Raw genomic sequence first — 17,250 nt, 5'->3', positions numbered from 1 at the left:
ATCGCTTCCATCGTCAGGTGACGGGATCTTGCCATAGCTCGGAATAAATCAGAGCATCCCTAAGCGATTCAGCGTGCAGGATTACTCTGCTGTGAATGACCAGGAATTCATGCCGTTCGAGGTGAACGAAAAATCCTCATACCCTGCAGAAATCCAAATCAGGAGAAGCGCTTCATCAATTGTTTTGGCGAGTGCATCGAGCTTATCCAACTTATGCAGTGGCTGAAACTCTTCTTCGAGCTTCGCAGTCAACACATCGTGCTCATCGGCACCATCAGGAATTTCAAGAATAAACTCGAATTCCCGGTCGGCTGGTTTAGCGTGTGCGAGTCGGTTTCGAGCATCAAAAAGCTCTTTAATCAAGTTCCACGGTAAGGTCCCGTAGTCAACCGTGATTCCGGTAGCCTTTCCAATCTCCTTCAACTTATGGAGCACGCTTTTGCGCTCTATAGTGATCCATGTTGTCGGCAAGACTTCGGGCCCTATCGTTTGTATGAAGGCCTCCACACTAAACGCCGTCATAACCAACGCCGCAGAGATTGTGTGATTGCTTCCTACTTGGTGGACCCTAGCGGTGTTCCTCAGAGAGGCAGCGGCATGGCGCATGGCTGGCCATGGCAACCAGGGAGCTCTCCCTTTTGCTCGAACCTTCGTCATGCGTGACCCTCTCGACTCAGCCTTACCCGAGTTTCTTCGCGAGATCCTCGGCACGGGGGTGGTAGTAGCGCTGCAACATGCGTAGGTCTTTGTGTCCGGTGACACTGGCCAGTTCGACAAGATTTGGGATCTTTTTGGCGATACGCGAGGTCGCCTCATGTCGCTGATCGTGAATTCGTAGATCCGTGATACCCGCCCGTGCCGTGGCGCGCCGCCACGCCAGTTTCACCGCATTAGCTGAAACGGGAAACACGCGAGGCTCATCCTCGCTACGCGGCAACCCATTAAGCACCGCAACGGCGCGCTTAGACAAAGGCACCGTTCGACTGTCGCCGTTTTTGGTATCGGGAAGAAAAGCGGTTTGCGCCTCCAAATCGACGTCTTCCCAACGCAGACTGACAATCTCACTCAACCGCATGGCCGACTCGATGGCAAACTGGATCACGGGCTTCACTAGTGGATTCCGCGTGCCGACCCGATAATTGCCCGCGCGCTTAGCACCCTTCGTCGGCTCCGAGTGATCGCCCAACGCCTTCATCAGGCGCGCCTCCTCCCCCTCCTCAAGCCGACGGTCCCGCGCCTTGCCCGCAGGCGGCAAGCGGATCGCAGAAACCGGATTCTCCGGCATCGCGATCAATAGATCCTTGCGCGCCCACGTCATCACGCTGCCCAGCGTCTGCAATTCCCGTCGCACGGTCGCCGGCGACACCGTACGCAGTCGCTCATCACGCCAAGCAGTCAGCGCTTCTGGCGTCAAACCGGAGAGCCTCAGGTGGCCGAGGTCATCGACGAAGCGCGCCAGGTGGTAGTGCATCACTGCTGATGATTTCAGCTTCGAAGCGACCTCACGCTCGTAGCGCATCAGCAGATCGCGCAGCGAGGTTTTCTCGGCAACGGTATAGTCGCGCTGCACGCGATGATGGACGGCACTTTCTTCCTTCGCCGCCCACGCCACCGCCTCCGCCTTCGTGCCGAAGTTCGCGGACGTTGACCGACCGCCAACCAATCGAACGCGTACCCGCCACGTTCCGCTTGTTGTGCGAGTAATCGATGCCATTTTTCCTCTCGACTGTCCCGAAAGTGTCCCGATTGGGTATTTTTAGGGGTATATCAGAGCCCAGTCTATCGCAAAAACCGCGGTGTTATGCGGTTTTCATTTTTACGAATTTTAGCCTTCGGGACGTAGAAGTCGCATGTTCGAATCATGTCACCCCGACCAATGTTTCTAAAAAAAGCCGACCCTTGGGTCGGCTTTTTTGCTTTTGCATCCGCATCGGGAACAGCCAAAACAGAGCACCCCAGGCCACCCCGATCACGGTTCCCATTACTCGTCATGCTTGACGTTCACCGTATGCGCGGGACGGCACTGTCCATCAGCGCAATCGATCAGGACGCTATACGTGCCACAAGGTGCAATGAATCTCATGTCACCATTGGCCTCAACCGCTCCGCAGCCCAGTTGGGTTGCAACGGACTGGGCAATCGGCTCGATCGAGGCGCTCGCAGCCGATTCCTGAAGGGACGAGGATGCGACAGCGGGTGGTTCCTCAGCAGATGCGGCCGGCACCGTGGGCGTGGGCAACGCAGCAGGAGCATCGGCATCGGTTGAAACCGTAGACTTTGGCGCGACTGCACTCGCCTGTGTCGTGGTGGCCATTGGCGCAACACCGCTATCGTATACGCCAAGATGGTTCTTGATCGCCAACTGTACCGCGTCTGCCAATGGATTGTGGTCACCATGTTTATCCATCTATGCGATGGTTCTGGTAAACACTCGCTTGCCGTCGATATCCGTATCCACGTAGATGATGTACACAGAGCCCTTATCCGAGTTTTCGGAGCTGTTATAGAGCCCGCGCTCATATTCATCCGGTATGTTGTCAAAGCTCTTCTCATCGACCATACGGGTCTGGGATGAGGTGTCGTGGTCGGCTATGGCGTTAGCGATCATTGCGCCGACCATGCCTCCAACCGCTGCCCCGACCGCGCCCGAGCGCAGCTGCGAGCGCGCGTTCATATAGATCACAAAGTGATGGACGATGACGTTGGGCTGGTGATCTCCCCTTCCGAATTTCTGGAACGCCTGGTACTGCAACAAGCGAACCGGCGGCGGCGACAGCTTGTCGTCGCCCATCCGAACGACGCCGTATTCTTTGCTGGTGATCAGCAAGCTGAAAAGTTTCTTCTCCTTTTCGCTGGCCGGCCTCATGTCGGTCACTTGCAGCGAATCGGATTTGGCGATGTCCGGCACGTTGACTTTCACGGGAGCACAGCCCGTGCATGCGAGCATCAAAAGCACGGCAATATATCGTTTCATGGAATCCCCTGTTTATCAGCGCTGAATTTCCTGGTCGAACGGTCTAGTCGCTAGTTTTTGCTTTGACAGGGCGTGACGCAGCCGGCGGGCATCATCGCCAGCAGCACCAGCTCGATCACGTTTCCCGGCGTCCCCATACGCCCCCTGTTCGTTCCCTCTAAATCGAACGCGCCTTACAACGCCGGTAGCCTGCTAAAGCGAGGCTACCGGCTGAAAGCTGCCGCTTAGGGACTCTGCAGCTCGCTCAGCGTCTTTTTGTCGAAATACTTCGTCATGCCCGCCATGCCTTGCATGACTTGCTGATTGATGAACAGCTCTTTCCCCGCCTCTTCACCCAGCGCCTGAAAACCCTTCTGAAAAGCCATGCTGCCTTCGTTCTTCAGGGCCAGCTTTGCCTCGTCTTTGCACGTGACGGTCAACAGTTTGGTAAACAGCGCCGCCATTTGCTGATTGGCCTTGTCCATCTTGTCGTCTGGAACGGTCGCCAGGGTTGCAACAGACGGATGGCGCGACATGGCTGCGAACATCCATTGTACTAAGACGATGTGATCATCCATCGTGCTCTTTCCCACCAGGCACTTGGCAAGATCATCGGAATATTGACCCGCATGCACAGTACCGGACAACAGCAAACCTGCCGCCAGCAAGATATTTCGAAACTTCATGTTTCCCCCTGTTTCCGTTGAATAGTCCGATCCACGCCATTGAGTTGGCATTGGCGAATAATCCTTTAAAAGCGCGCCAGTGCCAAGTTAGAGACAGGACCGAAGTTTGCGCACCCCCTCCCGGATCTCCGCCACGCTCGCCCCCGAATAGCCAAGGATCACCCCTCCCCGCTTGGGCCGCTTGGCGTAGCAGATGGACAGCGGCCGCGTGGAGATGCCCAGCTTGGCGGTCTTGATGGAAAGCGCCACGTCATCGATGCCGCGCGGCAGCAATGCGGTGAGTTGCATGCCGGCATGGGTGCCAATGACTTCGAGTTTATCGTCCAGGTGCTGGGCGATGCCTTCTAGCAGTGCCATACGCCTTTCCAGATACAGCGCGCGCATGCGACGGATGTGGCGGGCGAACTGGCCTTCGCGGATGAAGTCGGTGAGCGCGGCCTGGTAAAGCATGGAGGAGAAGGTATCGAAGGCGTCGCGCACCGCGCCAAAGGCAGCAACCAGGTCTTTGGGCACAACGACATAACCCACGCGCAGGGCCGGAAACATCACTTTGCTGAAGGTGCCGACGTAGATGACGCGGTCATCGGTGTCCATCCCCTGCAACGAAGCGAGCGGGCGTCCGCCGAAGCGGAATTCGCTGTCGTAGTCATCCTCGATGATCCACGCACCGGTGCGGGAGGCCCAGTTCAGCAGTTGCATACGGCGCGCGGCGCTCATGGTGACGCCAAGCGGAAACTGGTGCGAGGGTGAGATGTAGGCAACGCGTGCCTGACGATCAAGACGGATGGCTTCGTCGACGTTTAGGCCTTCCTCGTCCACGGGCACCGGTACGATGGACGCACCTACCGTGTGGAAAGCCAGCCTTGCCCCGGGGTAGCCGGGATCTTCCAGCCACACGCGGTCCTTCGCTTCCAGCAGCGCGTGCGCGCAGAGCTGCAAGCCCTGTTGCGACCCGGTGGTGATGATAATTTGGCTCGCATCGCAACGCACGGCACGCACGGTGCCGAGGTATTCGGCAATGGCTTCGCGTAGCGGCAGATAACCCATCGGGCTGCCGTAGACCATCTGCTCGATGGGCGGCTGGCGAGCATGGTGATGGATGAGTTTGGACCATGCCGCGGTGGGAAAATGCTCGATCGCAGGCAAGCCGACGCGAAACGCCCCGTTGTTGTTGGCCCAGGTTTGCGGCGGCGTGAGCAGTCCTTCCACGCGTTGGGCGATTCTGCGCGGCGCGCTTTGCGCTGGCGCTCGCGGTGACTCACGTTGCGTCGGCTTCGCTGGTTTGGTTTCGACCGGGATCGAACTGGCCACGCAGGTGCCGGCGCCGACGAAGGTTTGCAGATAACCCTCCGCATACAGTTGCTCGTAAGCGCTCAGCACCGGCACGCGCGAGATGTTCAGCTCCTTCGCCAGGCTGCGGGTGGAGGGCACGCGCTGCCCCGGCCGTAGCCGTCCGTCGAGGATGGCGCGCCGGAACCATTCGGAGAGCTGGTCGTACATCGGAGCGGCATTGGCCGCATCGAGCGCGATCGGGGGCAGAAAACCTTTGGGCAGCCGTTTCATCGCAGTGGTCTGAAGTGGTTGCCGCAGATCATACCGAAGTGGCTATTCCCGCCAACCACTCCCGGACTTATTTTAGCCACTCCCCCGACCATTTCCGGATGGCGAACACCGTGCCGGCAGCGGAAGCTGGTCGTTCATCCGCCCCAAGGCTACTCATGAGAACGCGGCAACGTACCGGACTTTTTCTCTCGCTTTGCATGCTCGGTTGTATCGCTCCCTTGACCTCCTTCGCACAGACAACCAGCACGCCAGCGCCACAAGAAGCCATGAACGATGCCTGGTGGACCGGCCCGATGCTGGCGAACTCGGCCGAAACGCTGCCGCCGGGGCACATGCTGTTCGAGCCATACGTTTACGATATCCGTACTAAGCACACCGACAGTTTCGGCTCGCGTGCCTACATGCTTTACGGCCTGGTCAATCGCTTTTCGATCGGCATGATTCCCGCCATCGGCTACAACAAGATCAGCAACGGACCGAACAGCTCGGGTGTCGGCGTCGGCGACTGGACCCTGCAAGCGCAATACCGGCTTACCGAATTCCAGCAAGGCAGCTGGATGCCGACCACGGCCATCCTGGTGCAGGAAACTTTTCCCACCGGCAAGTACGATCAGCTGGGCAAGCGGCCCGGCGATGGCATGGGCAGCGGCACCTATACCACTACGGTATGGCTCAATTCGCAGATGTATTTCTGGCTACCGAATGGACGCATCCTGCGCACGCGTTTCAACATGTCGGAGTCCTTTTCGCGCAGCGCGTCGGTGAAAGGCGTGAGCGTGTATGGCACGGATGATGCCTTTCGCGGCCGGGTCAAACCCGGCAATGGCTTCTTTGCCGACCTGGCTTTCGAATACAGCCTGACGCAACGGTGGGTGCTGGCGATGGACCTCACCTACAGCCACAACGACAACACGCGTTTGGCCGGCATGGATACGGTAGATCCGAACAACGTGCCGTATCCGCAAAATGTGTCGTCGAATCTTGGCAGCAGCACGGCGTTTGGCCTGGCGCCGGCGATCGAATACAACTGGTCACCGGCAATCGGGGTATTGCTGGGAACGCGGGTGATTTTCGGCGGACACAACAGTACCGCGAGCGTGACTCCGGCGCTGGCGATCAACTATGTGTATTAGGGTTCCGTAGGCTGGGATGGTAATCCCAGCTGTTGCGCGATGATGCTGGGATTGGCATCCCAGCCTACGAAAGCGCCAAGGCAGTGAGGTGGTCCAACTCCATTTCATCGAAGCCAGCCTGCAACCGTGCAGGCCGATTGAACGGCCCACGCAAGTTCCGCCCCATGTAATCGCGCACCAGATCCAGAAACGTCTCGCGCGGATCCACCCCATCCCGTTCGCAGCACCATTTGAACCAGCGCGTACCGGCAGCAACGTGCGCCACTTCCTCGCGCAGGATCACCTCCAGTATCGCGATGGTGCTTTCGTCACCCACACCACGCAAGCGTTCGATCATGCCGGGCGTCACATCGAGGCCGCGCGCTTCCAGCACGCGCGGCACCAGGGCCATGCGAGCGGTGTCGCGATGGGCGGTTTTCTCCGCCATTTCCCATAGGCCGTTATGCGCGTCGAAATCGCCGTAAGCATGGCCGAGTTCAGCAAGGCGACGAGCCAGCATGGCGAAGTGACGTGCTTCGTCATTGGCACAGCTGGCCCAGTCGCGGTAGTAGTCCGACGGCATGCCGCGATAGCGATAGACCGCGTCCCAGGCAAGGTTGATGGCGTTGAATTCGATGTGCGCGACAGCATGCACGAGGGCTGCGCGGCCTTCGGCGGTGCCCAGGCCACGGTGGGGCACCTGACGTTGTGGAACGAGATGCGGGCGCGCCGGGCGGCCGGGGGCACTAATGCGCTCGGGTGCGGGTGAATTTGCGTCCGGCTGCAGTGCGCCTGATTGCAGGGCATCCCATGCGGCCTGCGTGAGACGAAGTTTCTCGACCGGATCGGTAGCGTCGAGACAGCGCTTGGCGGCGGCGTGAAGGTCAGTCATGACGCTACGCATGATTACATAGGAATACCGTCATTCCCGCGAAAGCGGGAATGACGGCCATGAAGATTACGCGCTGCGCCGCGCCGCCTTCGCATCGTCCGAGCGCAGCATCTCGATCTGTTCGAGGTAGTGCTGGTCCAGGCCGGTGATGTACTCGCCGGAGAAGCACGAAGTGTCGAAGTGCTTGAGGCTTTCGTTGCCGTCCTGCACCGCCCAGATCAGGTCTTTCAGATCCTGGTAGATCAGCCAGTCGGCGCCGAGCATCTTTTCCACTTCGGCCACGGTGTGGCCGGCGGCGACCAGTTCGGCGGCGGCGGGCATGTCGATGCCGTACACGTTCGGGTAGCGCACCGGCGGCGCGGCGGAAGCGAAGTACACGTTTCTGGCGCCGGCATCGCGCGCCATCTGGATGATCTGGCGCGAAGTGGTGCCGCGCACGATGGAGTCGTCCACCAGCAGCACATTCTTCTTGCGGAATTCCAATTCCACTGGGTTGAGCTTGCGGCGCACGGATTTCACCCGCTCGCCCTGCCCCGGCATGATGAAGGTGCGGCCGATGTAGCGGTTCTTGACGAAGCCTTCGCGGAACGGCACGCCAAGCATTTCTGCCAGCGCGCTGGCTGCGGTGCGCGCGGTGTCGGGAATCGGGATCACCGCGTCGATGCCATGGTCGGGCCGTTCGCGCAGGATTTTCTCCGCCAGCTTCTGGCCCATGCGCAGGCGCGCCTTGTACACGGACACGTTCTCGATCATCGAATCGGGGCGCGCCAGGTACACGTATTCGAAGATGCACGGTGCGTGCACCGCGCCTTCGGAGCAAAGGCGTGTGTGCAGCTGGCCGTCGTTGGTGATGAACACCGCCTCGCCCGGCGCCACGTCGCGCAGGCGCTTGAAGCCCAGGATGTCCAACGCCACCGATTCGGAGGCGAGCGCGTATTCACGCCCTTCCGAGGTTACGCGCTCGCCCAGCACCAGCGGACGAATGCCGTTCGGATCGCGGAAAGCCAGCAAGCCGTAACCCAGCAACAACGCCAGGCAGGCATAACCACCGCGCGCACGTGCGTGGACACCCGCTACAGCCTTGAAGATGTGGTCCGGCGTAAGCGCCATGCGATCCTGGATCTGCAGCTCGTGCGCCAGCACGTTGAGCAGCACTTCCGAATCGGAATCGGTGTTGATGTGGCGGCGATCATCCTCGAACATCTCGCGCCGCAGCGTTTCGGTGTTCACCAGGTTGCCGTTGTGCACGATGGCGATGCCATAGGGCGAGTTCACGTACAGCGGCTGCGCCTCGATGGCGCCTTCGGAGCCCGCCGTGGGATAGCGGCAATGGCCGATACCTACGCGACCGCGCAGCCGGTTCATCGCGCCCTGGTTGAAGACGTCGCGCACCAATCCGCTGTCCTTGTGCAGTCTCAGTCGCGCACCGTCCACGGTGGCGATCCCGGCCGCGTCCTGCCCGCGATGCTGCAGGACGGTAAGGCCGTCATAAAGCGCCGATGCCACCTCGGTGGTACCGACTATGCCGATGATTCCGCACATGGTGTTGCTACCCGTTACTGTGATGCGTTGGGCCGGCCGCGCTCGAAGCTGCAGCCGGTGAAGTGGAACTGTGCGCTGGCAGTCCATCCAGCGGCAATTTGGGCAGATGCACCGGGAGGTTCTCCGGGTGCAGGTGCTCGCGTACGTTTGGCGGCATTTCGCTTTCCAGCCAGGCCGCCATGTTCTTGAACTGCGGCAGCAGGGTCGATTGCTGCCACATCGGTTCACGCGCGAAACCGGTCTGGCTGACCAGGAACACCAGCAGCGTCACCAGCAGCACGCCACGCGCAAAGCCAAAAATCATGCCGAGCAGGCGATCCGTGCCGCCCAGCCCCGTACCGTCCACCAGTGCCCGGATTGCAAACCGCAGCAGGGCGCCAACAATCAGCACGGCGATGAAACACAGGCCGTAGCCTAGCGCCAGGCGCAGCAACGGGGTCTGGATCGAATGCTCGAAGTGCATCGATACCGCCGGACCATACGTCCAGGCCACCCAGAACGCGGCGATCCACGTCACCAGCGCCAGTACCTCGGATATAAGGCCGCGCCACAGTCCCACAAGGACCGACAGCACCAGCACCGCGACGATGATGAGGTCAACCGCGTTCATGAATCATTGGCTACCGGTCGGTCGAGGGACTTTAGTTGGCACTGACGACGTTACCGTCGAGGCCCAGCTTGGCCTTGATCTGGTCGCGCAGCGCCACCGCGTCGCTACGCTGCGTTTGCGGACCGGCACGCACGCGCCACAGCTGCCGCCCCCCAGCGTTGACCGTATCCACGAAACCGTCGAAACCGCTGGCTCTGAGCTTGTCGCGCAGGGCCACCGCGTCGGACTGGCTGCCCATCGCCGCCACTTGCACGGCCCAGGCTCCGGCCCGAACCCGCGTCCCGGCGGCCGGCGCCGGCACATCGCCTTGCGGGGTAGTGGCGCCGCTTTCCAGGCGGGCCGGTACGCCAGGTATGGCCTGGGCGATCTTCAGCCGCGCGGCTTCAGCTTGTGCGCGGGTTTCGAACGGCCCGGCGCTCACCAGGGTCAAGGCCTTGCCGGCACGCTGGATGGACTGTCCGCGCACGGGATAACCCATGGTGCGCACCTTCTGCATCAGGCGATTGGCGCCATCGGTGGCGTAAGCACTGAGATTGACGGCGTAGATGCCCCGCGCCGCCGTGGCCGGCGGGGTATCCGGGATGACCGGCGCGGCCGGCGGCAGTGCCGGGGTGGGCGCCTTTGCCACCGCTTTCGGCGGGATGGCGGGAATGATCGGCTGCTGGGGCTGGGGCGCCGGCTGTTGCGGCTGCGGGGCCGGAGCTGGCGGCGCCGAGCTGGCGGCGGCCGTATTCACCGGTGTCATGCCTTCCACGTTCGCCGCCGTGCTGGCCGGTACCGGGGCGGCGCTGCCCGCGGGCGCGGCGCCGCTGGAAAGACTCATCGTCTTGGTCTGCAGGTCGCGGTCGGGGGCCGGGGGAATGGCCAGGCTTACCGATTGGTCGCCACTGGTGGCCGAAGGCGGCTTGCTCGAAAACATCATCGGCACGAACAGGATTGCCAGCGCAACGAGTACGGCAGCTCCCAACAGACGTGTGTTCAAGATGGACTCCAGACAACCAGCTTGTGCGTGACGCGGCGGATTATACCTGCCCGTGCTCGTACATATGACAAACAGACGATGATTGGCCATGTAGGCTGGGATGACAATCCCAGCCTACCGCTGGAGCAAAATGGATTCCCGCTTCCGCGGGAATGACGACGGCGGCATAGGTTGGGGTGCGAGCCCCAACCTACGCTGCCTCGTTTAGCACCGCCGCCGCCACGAAGAACGAGCCAAACGCCAGAATGCGCTCGCCGTGCCGTGCCGCGGCACGCGCAGCAGCGAGCGCCCGCCGCACATCGGCGTGCGTATCGAAATGCGCGCGCGGCAACACCTGATGCAGCACGCCGGCCAGCACTTCGGCGGTAAGTCCGCGTGGTGTGTCCTGATCCAGGCTGGCCAGATGCCAATGCGCAACGCGCGATCCCAGCGCAGCCATCACGCCACCCACATCCTTGTCCGAAAGCGCACCGTACACGGCATGGACACGGCCGCCCGGCTGCGCATCCAGCCACTCAGCCAGGGCTCGCGCGGCTTGCGGGTTGTGCCCGACATCGACGGTCAGCGCAGGATCCCCGCCCAGCGGCTGCAGGCGCGCAGGCGCACGCGGAGCGTGCATGCCCAGGGCGGCAATGCGCTCCAGTTCGGTCGGATCGACCACCTGCAGGGCATGTAACGCGGCGATAGCGGCCGCGGCATTCGCATATTGCACGGGCGCGGACAGTTCGGGCGCAGGCAAGTGCAACACGCTACCGTCGCGGTGATGCCAACGCCAGCGCGGTCCTGCGTGCTCCACGTAGAAATCGTGCCCTGCCCGCTCTACCTGGGCGCCCTGCTCGGCGAGTGCCTCCAGCAAGCCTTTCGGCGGCTCGGGTTCGCCCACGATGGCAGGACGGTCACGGCGTGCGATACCCGCTTTCTCTTGGCCGATGCTGTCGCGGTCCGGTCCCAGCCACTCCACGTGGTCCAGATCCACCGTGGTGATGATCGTCGCATTGGCGTCGATGATATTGACCGCATCCAGACGCCCGCCGAGCCCCACTTCCAGCACGGCCATGTCCAGATCCGCGCGTGCGAACTGGTCCAACGCCGCCAGCGTGCCGAATTCAAAATAGGTCAGCGTGATGTCGCCACGCGCACGATCGATGCGCTCGAAGCTGTCGATCAGCATATCGTCGTCGGCATCGACACCGCATATGCGGACACGCTCGTTATAGCGAATCAGATGCGGCGAGGTATAGCAGCCCACACGCTGTCCCGCTGCAGCCAGCATGGCTTCGAGAAAGGCCACTGTCGAACCCTTGCCGTTGGTGCCGCCTACGGTGATCACCCGCTGCGCTATGGCCGGCGCGCCCATGCGTTGCCACACGGCGCGCACCCGGTTCAATCCCAGATCCACCCCCAGGGCATGGATGCTTTGTTGATAGTCCAGCCATTCGGCAAGGGTGGTGGGTGGCACGCGCAACTCCGGTTTCAAGCCGGGCAACATAAAGGCAGCTGCAAGCTTGCACAACCCTCATAGGTTGGGGTTTGCGCCCCAACCCACTAGATCATGCCGTTCCCGTGAAACACCCAATACAGGGCGAAAGCGGTCCAGAACATGCGCTTCAGCGCCTTGCCAGCCAGGAAGGCGGCCAACAGGGCGAGCAGCCAGGGCATGTATTTGTCGAGCGTGCTGCGCGTGTCGTTGATAGTGTTCATGGCCGGTCCTCCCACACCCCATTGGTGCGGGAGGAATCATCGGCCAACGCAAGTTGCGGCGGCAGGTGCGAGCGTAAGTCATCGTATCTGACAGACGTCATATCACCCCGCCGTCCCTGAGAGCTTACGTACCCTTGTCCAGCAAAGGCTTCAACAAATCCAGCGGCAGCGGAAACACGATGGTGCTCGATTGCCCGGCACTGGCCATGCCCGCCAAGGTCTGCAAATAGCGCAGCTGCAGCGACTGTGGCTGTTGCGCCAGCATGGCCGCGGCGTCACGCAGCTTTTCGGCGGCTTGCAATTCGCCATCGGCATGGATCACTTTCGCGCGACGTTCGCGTTCGGCCTCGGCCTGGCGGGCGATCGCCCGCACCATGGTCTCGTTCAGATCCACGTCCTTGATCTCGACATTGGTGATCTTGATGCCCCACGGGTCGGTTGCCTCGTCGAGGATCTGCTGCAGGCTGTGGTTGATCGAATCGCGCTGCGAAAGGATGTCATCCAGTTCGTGCTGGCCCAGCACCGAGCGCAGGCGTGTCTGCGAAAGCTGGCTGGTGGCCTGGTAAAAATTTTCCACCTTCAGCACCGACTTGTCCGGCTCGACCACGCGGAAGTACACCACCGCATTCACGCGCACCGAGACATTGTCACGGGAAATCACGTCCTGCGGCGGTACGTCCATCACCGCCACGCGCAAATCCACGCGCATCATCCGCTGCACGATCGGTACCAGCACCACCAGGCCAGGCCCTTTGGTACCGGTGTAGCGGCCCAGCGTAAGCACCACGCCGCGCTGGTATTCCGGCAGCACCTTGATCGACGAGGACAGCAGCGCAATCACGAAAATCACGATGACGCCAGCAAAACCGATCATGAAGACTCTCCTTCACCCGTACGTAACGCGGTTACCCGCAGCAACAAGCCCCGACGACCGGTCACCCGAACCCGCGCGCCGGCAGGCAATTCCGCTTCGGCCTGCACGCGCCATCGCTCGCCGCCGATGCGTGCCCAACCTTCTTCACCGGCCGCAATCGCCTGCAGCAGCTCGCCCGTATCCTGCAGCATCTGCTCTTCGCCGTTGAAGGCACGTGCGCGGCGCGCACGCATCACCAGGCGCAGCAGCATGGCGAGTATCGCCATGGCGCACAAGCCGATGCCGGCGATCACGCCGATATTCACCGAATAGCCCGGCACGTCGGTGCGAAACAGCATGATCGAGCCCAGCACGAAGGCGATCACGCCACCTACACCCAGCACGCCCGCGGTCGGAATGAACACCTCCGCCAGCAACAGCGCCACGCCCAGCGCCATCAGCGTCAATCCGGCGTAACTCACCGGCAGCAGTTGCAGCGCATACAGCCCGATCAGCAGGCAAATGCCGCCGGTTACGCCCGGGTAGAACGAGCCGGGATGGAAGGCTTCCAGAATCAATCCGTAGATGCCGGCCAGCAGCAATACGTAAGCGATGGTCGGGTTGGTGATGACGCCAAGAAACCGCGCGCGCCAGTCCGGCAGATAGTCGCGCACGGGCAGGCCGCGTAAAGAGAGTGTGACGCTGCTGCCGTTCACATGCACGTTACGGCCGTCCGCCTGGGCCAGCAGCGCTGGCGTATCGGACGCGACGAAATCGATCACGTGCTGCGCAGCCGCTTCACTGGCAGTAAGCGTTGCGGCACCACGTACGGCCTGCTCAGCCCATGCAGCATTGCGCCCGTGCATTTGCGCTAGCGCGCGAATGTTGGCGATGGCATCGTTGAGGATCTTGTGGCTTTCCGCATCGTCCGCGGAGTTGCCACCTGCCTTGTCGCTCGACTTGCTGGACGAAGGCAGGTTGTTGTCCAGCGGCGAAGGCATCGGCGAGCGCCCGCCCAACGTGACTGGCGTTGCCGCACCCAGGTGCGTTGCGGGCGCCATCGCTGCGATCGGGCACGCATAGAGAATGTATGTGCCCGCCGAAGCGGCGCGCGCACCACTGGGTGCCACGTAGCCCAGCACCGGGATCTTCGCCGCAAGAATGCCGCCGATGATATCGCGCATCGAATCCAGCAAGCCACCTGGCGTATCCAACTGCAACACGATCGCTTTCGCGCCGTCGTCGGTAGCACGTTGAATGGTGCGATCGACGTATTCGGCGGCCGCCGGACCAATCGGGCCGGTCAGTTCAATGCGGGCGACGAAGGTTTCGTCGGCCGGCGCTTCGGTGGCCGAGCGCGTCCACGCCAGCGCCAGTGCAGCGCCAAGAATGGCTCCCCATACGATCCAGCCCTTCCGTGACATGGCATTGGCCCTCGGCCGGCATGTTCAACGCACAGCCGTCGTGCGGGGCGGCTGTGGCTAGGATATTACGCCGACCTTGTCGCGATGCGCTCCCTCCCCTGCTCGCAGGGGAGGGCTGGGGTGGGGTTGCTTGAGCTTGCGGTACCACCTGAGTTTCAACGCGAGGTTGCTTCACCCCACCCCAACCCTCCCCTACTACACGTAGGGGAGGGAGCCGTTTGCATTCCCATTTACTTGCCGACGTAATCCACTCGCCAGATCGAATTCGATCCGTCGTCAGTCACCAGCAACGAACCATCCGGCGCGGTGGTTAGGCTTACCGGCCTTCCCCATACATGCCCGTCCGGCAGCACGAAACCGGTGAGGAAATCCTCGTATTCGCCGCTCGCCTTGCCGGTGTGATGACGGGGAATGCGGATCACCTCGTAGCCCGCACGTGTCGCCCTGTTCCAGGAGCCATGTTCGGCGGCAAACAGATCGCCTTGGTATTCCGCTGGAAAACGCCCGGCTTCATAGAAGCTGATCTGCAGCGACGCGTTATGCGGCTGCAGCAGCACATCGGGCGTGATCACTTTGTCTTTCAGCTCCGGATGCTTGCCCTGATGGCGCGGATCCTGATGGCCGCCCATGTACCACCAGGGCCATCCGTAGAAGCCGCCTTCGCGCACCGAAGTGATGTAATCCGGCACAAGGTTGTCACCCAGTCCGTCGCGCTCGTTGACGGTGGTCCAAAGCTGTCCATTCTTGGGATCGATGGCGATACCGGAAGGATTGCGGATGCCTGACGCATAAACACGTTTGTTTGAACCATCCGGATTGAACGCGAGGATATTCGCGCGCCCCTTCTCGGCCGGCGAAGTATCCGGATCGTCCACGTTGGAAGCCGAGCCCACGGCGACGAACAAGGTTTTGTTGTCGAGCGAAAACGCGAGATCGCGCGTCCAATGGCCGCCGCTGGGCAAGTCAGCGATGTGTTCGGCCGGCCCTCGCGCTTTCAAGTCACCGTTGCCGTAAGGAAATCGGATCACTGCATCGGTGTTGCCGACGTACACCCACTGCGGATGCGGCCCCACCGGATAAAACGCAATGCCGTAAGGACGATTGAGGCCGGTTACGAATACGGCGCTCTGCGCGGGTTTTCCATCCGCACCGATGCCGCGGTAAATGCGGATCTGTCCGCTGCCGCTTTCCGCCAGGAAAATGTCGCCGTTGGGCGCGGTGCGAATCACGCGCGGCGTATCCAGGCCTTCTGCAAAAAGATTCACCTTGAAGCCTGCCGGCGCAATGGGCAATGCACCGGCGGGACGCGCCACCATTTCCGGCCCATTGCCGGCTGATCTTGTGGCGTAAGGCGCAGGCAGATCGCTCAACGTGATCTTGCGCGACCGGCCTGGTGCTTCGTAACGGAAATCGGTGAAGGGCGGCTTCGGCGCAGGCGTGGTGATAGTCGACCCCGCGACAGCCGCCGCTTCCGGGGCTGCTGTCTTCACATCCGGCAGCGTTTTCAGATACGCCACGATCTGCCAGCGCTGTTGCTCCGGCAAGCTCGCCCAGGAAGGCATGCCGTTGGCCGGCTCGCCGTGGGTGATGAACCAGAACAGCGCACCTTCCGTCGCCTGCTGTGTGGACCCTTGCCGCAATGCGGGAATATTGCCGCTACCCTGCCCCACCGCGCCATGGCAACTGGCGCAAACCGTTGCATACAGTTGCCCGCCGCTGTGAATCGCATTCGCCTGGCCGTGATAGGGATTGACCACGGATGAAGCGCTAGCTGGCGCGTTGTGGAAGCTCTCGGCGGCATACGCCGTTGTCGCCAACATCAGGCACGCCGCAACAACAGGCGGTACCAAGCGGACTGCTGTCGACCACAGGAAAGAGTACTTGGCCATGTCTGCCTCGGATCGCGGTGAACGAATGGACTGTGGCTTAACCGCCACGAGCCGCTGCGATTGTCAGCCCGCGATGGTTGCAGGTAGGTGCACGATGCTACGGGAAAATTGCCGATTCCTGTCAGCCCTGCCGTAGGCTGGGATGCCAATCCCAGCATTGCCATGCATGCCGCATCGCGATGCTGGGATTGGCATCCCAGCCTACAGATCAGGCTTCCGAATCATCGTCGGGTTCCGCGTCGATTTCGCGAAAGTAGTGGTCGATCAGGCCTTTCGCTTCGGCCTCCCAGTGCGCGCTGCCACCGCTGGCCACGAGGTGGCGCGTGGGATCGTCCGGAAAATAGATGACGCCGCTACGGGAGTCGCTGCCCCCGTTGTACTCGTGCATGAACTTGATGCCGCGGTACTCGCCGAACTGCTGGTCGGAACTCATGCGTTGCGTGCCTGACGGTGGTCCGTGAGACCGCAAGTGTAAGCGCGGGGGCTGGGATGGCAATCCCAGCATGGAAATGTTGAGTGGAAAGCTGGGATTGGCATCCCAGCCTACACGCGCTTGCTCAGCGGGCGCTCAACCGAGCCCTGATGACGCTGGGTGCCAGTGGCCGATGGTCAGAAACTGACACACTTAGTACACCGAGCATGACGCCGATCAGTGCCAGCGCCAGGCCAGAGGGCACCTCGGAAAGGAAACGGACCAGTTTGGCGGCGCCGTACCAGGAATGCGGATTGTTCATGAAATCGCACGCCCCGGGGCAAACGCCGTGCATCCAGGTCATGACCGGCGGCTGATTGGTCCAATGCCCGTCATGTAGCCACTGCAAGCCTTGAAAACCCACCCATATCACCGATGCCATGTTCAGCATCACCGCAGCCAGCCACAACAAGAAGGACAGCCCTTCCCAAGCCAGCTCATCCAGGCGCTTGAATGTCATGACACTTGACCCTGCGAATCGTTCGTCGGAATGAGGCTATTCATGCATAGGTCGTGCCGCCTCCTTGCGCTTGCAGCCGACACGCTGGCGCCCCAGCAAAACGTCCCCAAG

The 17,250-nt window shown here is 61.6% G+C and carries 17 protein-coding genes; 1 reads left to right on the top strand and 16 read right to left on the bottom strand.

The genetic code is table 11. The features are described from left to right. Positions 1–81 precede the first annotated feature (81 nt). The 5 genes from QQJ96_RS04525 to pdxR all read right to left on the bottom strand — a co-directional run bounded on the left by QQJ96_RS04525 (position 82) and on the right by pdxR (position 5,202). Positions 82–522, bottom strand: coding sequence for a hypothetical protein (locus QQJ96_RS04525; RefSeq protein WP_284330747.1), 441 nt, complete (start codon positions 520–522; stop codon positions 82–84). Positions 523–679: 157 nt separating this feature from the next. Continuing rightward, positions 680–1,714: a site-specific integrase gene (locus QQJ96_RS04520; RefSeq protein ID WP_284330746.1), complete on the bottom strand. Its 1,035-nt coding sequence runs from the start codon at positions 1,712–1,714 to the stop codon at positions 680–682. A 693-nt stretch (positions 1,715–2,407) separates the two neighbouring features. Then, positions 2,408–2,974, bottom strand: a complete 567-nt coding sequence (locus QQJ96_RS04515; RefSeq protein WP_284330745.1) for a hypothetical protein — start codon at positions 2,972–2,974, stop codon at positions 2,408–2,410. Positions 2,975–3,198: 224 nt separating this feature from the next. Further along, the gene (locus tag QQJ96_RS04510; RefSeq protein ID WP_284330744.1) at positions 3,199–3,639 is read right to left on the bottom strand and encodes a hypothetical protein; all 441 of its coding nucleotides are present in this window, start codon (positions 3,637–3,639) and stop codon (positions 3,199–3,201) included. A gap of 87 nt (positions 3,640–3,726) precedes the next feature. Further along, a complete protein-coding gene (gene pdxR / locus QQJ96_RS04505; protein ID WP_284330743.1) occupies positions 3,727–5,202 on the bottom strand; it encodes a MocR-like pyridoxine biosynthesis transcription factor PdxR in 1,476 nt (491 codons plus the stop codon). A gap of 266 nt (positions 5,203–5,468) precedes the next feature. Between pdxR and QQJ96_RS04500 the strand changes: the two genes are divergently transcribed. Continuing rightward, positions 5,469–6,335 carry a transporter gene (locus QQJ96_RS04500; RefSeq protein ID WP_284330742.1) on the top strand — a complete coding sequence of 289 codons (867 nt, stop codon included), beginning with the start codon at positions 5,469–5,471 and terminating at the stop codon, positions 6,333–6,335. A gap of 64 nt (positions 6,336–6,399) precedes the next feature. Here the strand turns inward: QQJ96_RS04500 and QQJ96_RS04495 are convergent, their stop codons facing one another. From QQJ96_RS04495 to QQJ96_RS04445, 11 genes are all read right to left on the bottom strand, one after another. Continuing rightward, positions 6,400–7,206, bottom strand: a complete 807-nt coding sequence (locus tag QQJ96_RS04495) for a ferritin-like domain-containing protein (RefSeq protein WP_284330741.1) — start codon at positions 7,204–7,206, stop codon at positions 6,400–6,402. A 66-nt stretch (positions 7,207–7,272) separates the two neighbouring features. Further along, positions 7,273–8,748 (bottom strand): amidophosphoribosyltransferase, encoded by a 1,476-nt coding sequence (purF, locus tag QQJ96_RS04490; RefSeq protein ID WP_284330740.1) that lies wholly within the window; start codon positions 8,746–8,748, stop codon positions 7,273–7,275. Between the two features lie 7 nt (positions 8,749–8,755). Further along, a complete protein-coding gene (locus QQJ96_RS04485; protein WP_284330739.1) occupies positions 8,756–9,358 on the bottom strand; it encodes a CvpA family protein in 603 nt (200 codons plus the stop codon). A gap of 31 nt (positions 9,359–9,389) precedes the next feature. Next, positions 9,390–10,340, bottom strand: coding sequence for an SPOR domain-containing protein (locus QQJ96_RS04480; RefSeq protein ID WP_284330738.1), 951 nt, complete (start codon positions 10,338–10,340; stop codon positions 9,390–9,392). A gap of 190 nt (positions 10,341–10,530) precedes the next feature. After that, positions 10,531–11,799 (bottom strand): bifunctional tetrahydrofolate synthase/dihydrofolate synthase, encoded by a 1,269-nt coding sequence (gene folC / locus QQJ96_RS04475; protein ID WP_284330737.1) that lies wholly within the window; start codon positions 11,797–11,799, stop codon positions 10,531–10,533. A gap of 86 nt (positions 11,800–11,885) precedes the next feature. Next, positions 11,886–12,041: a hypothetical protein gene (locus QQJ96_RS04470; protein WP_284330736.1), complete on the bottom strand. Its 156-nt coding sequence runs from the start codon at positions 12,039–12,041 to the stop codon at positions 11,886–11,888. Positions 12,042–12,165: 124 nt separating this feature from the next. Continuing rightward, a complete protein-coding gene (locus QQJ96_RS04465; protein ID WP_284330735.1) occupies positions 12,166–12,915 on the bottom strand; it encodes a slipin family protein in 750 nt (249 codons plus the stop codon). Next, positions 12,912–14,318 carry an NfeD family protein gene (locus QQJ96_RS04460; RefSeq protein ID WP_284330734.1) on the bottom strand — a complete coding sequence of 469 codons (1,407 nt, stop codon included), beginning with the start codon at positions 14,316–14,318 and terminating at the stop codon, positions 12,912–12,914. The genes QQJ96_RS04465 and QQJ96_RS04460 overlap by 4 nt, the downstream gene beginning before the upstream one ends. A gap of 230 nt (positions 14,319–14,548) precedes the next feature. Then, the gene (locus tag QQJ96_RS04455; protein ID WP_284330733.1) at positions 14,549–16,207 is read right to left on the bottom strand and encodes a PQQ-dependent sugar dehydrogenase; all 1,659 of its coding nucleotides are present in this window, start codon (positions 16,205–16,207) and stop codon (positions 14,549–14,551) included. Between the two features lie 208 nt (positions 16,208–16,415). Further along, positions 16,416–16,640 carry a hypothetical protein gene (locus QQJ96_RS04450; protein ID WP_284330732.1) on the bottom strand — a complete coding sequence of 75 codons (225 nt, stop codon included), beginning with the start codon at positions 16,638–16,640 and terminating at the stop codon, positions 16,416–16,418. Between the two features lie 124 nt (positions 16,641–16,764). Further along, the gene (locus QQJ96_RS04445) at positions 16,765–17,139 is read right to left on the bottom strand and encodes a hypothetical protein (RefSeq protein WP_284330731.1); all 375 of its coding nucleotides are present in this window, start codon (positions 17,137–17,139) and stop codon (positions 16,765–16,767) included. Positions 17,140–17,250 lie beyond the last annotated feature (111 nt).

The sequence above is a fragment of the Dyella flagellata genome (assembly GCF_030160275.1).
Lineage (GTDB): Bacteria > Pseudomonadota > Gammaproteobacteria > Xanthomonadales > Rhodanobacteraceae > Dyella_B > Dyella_B flagellata.
Note: the sequence above shows the minus strand (reverse complement) of the source record. Positions and strands in the feature narration are given on the sequence as shown.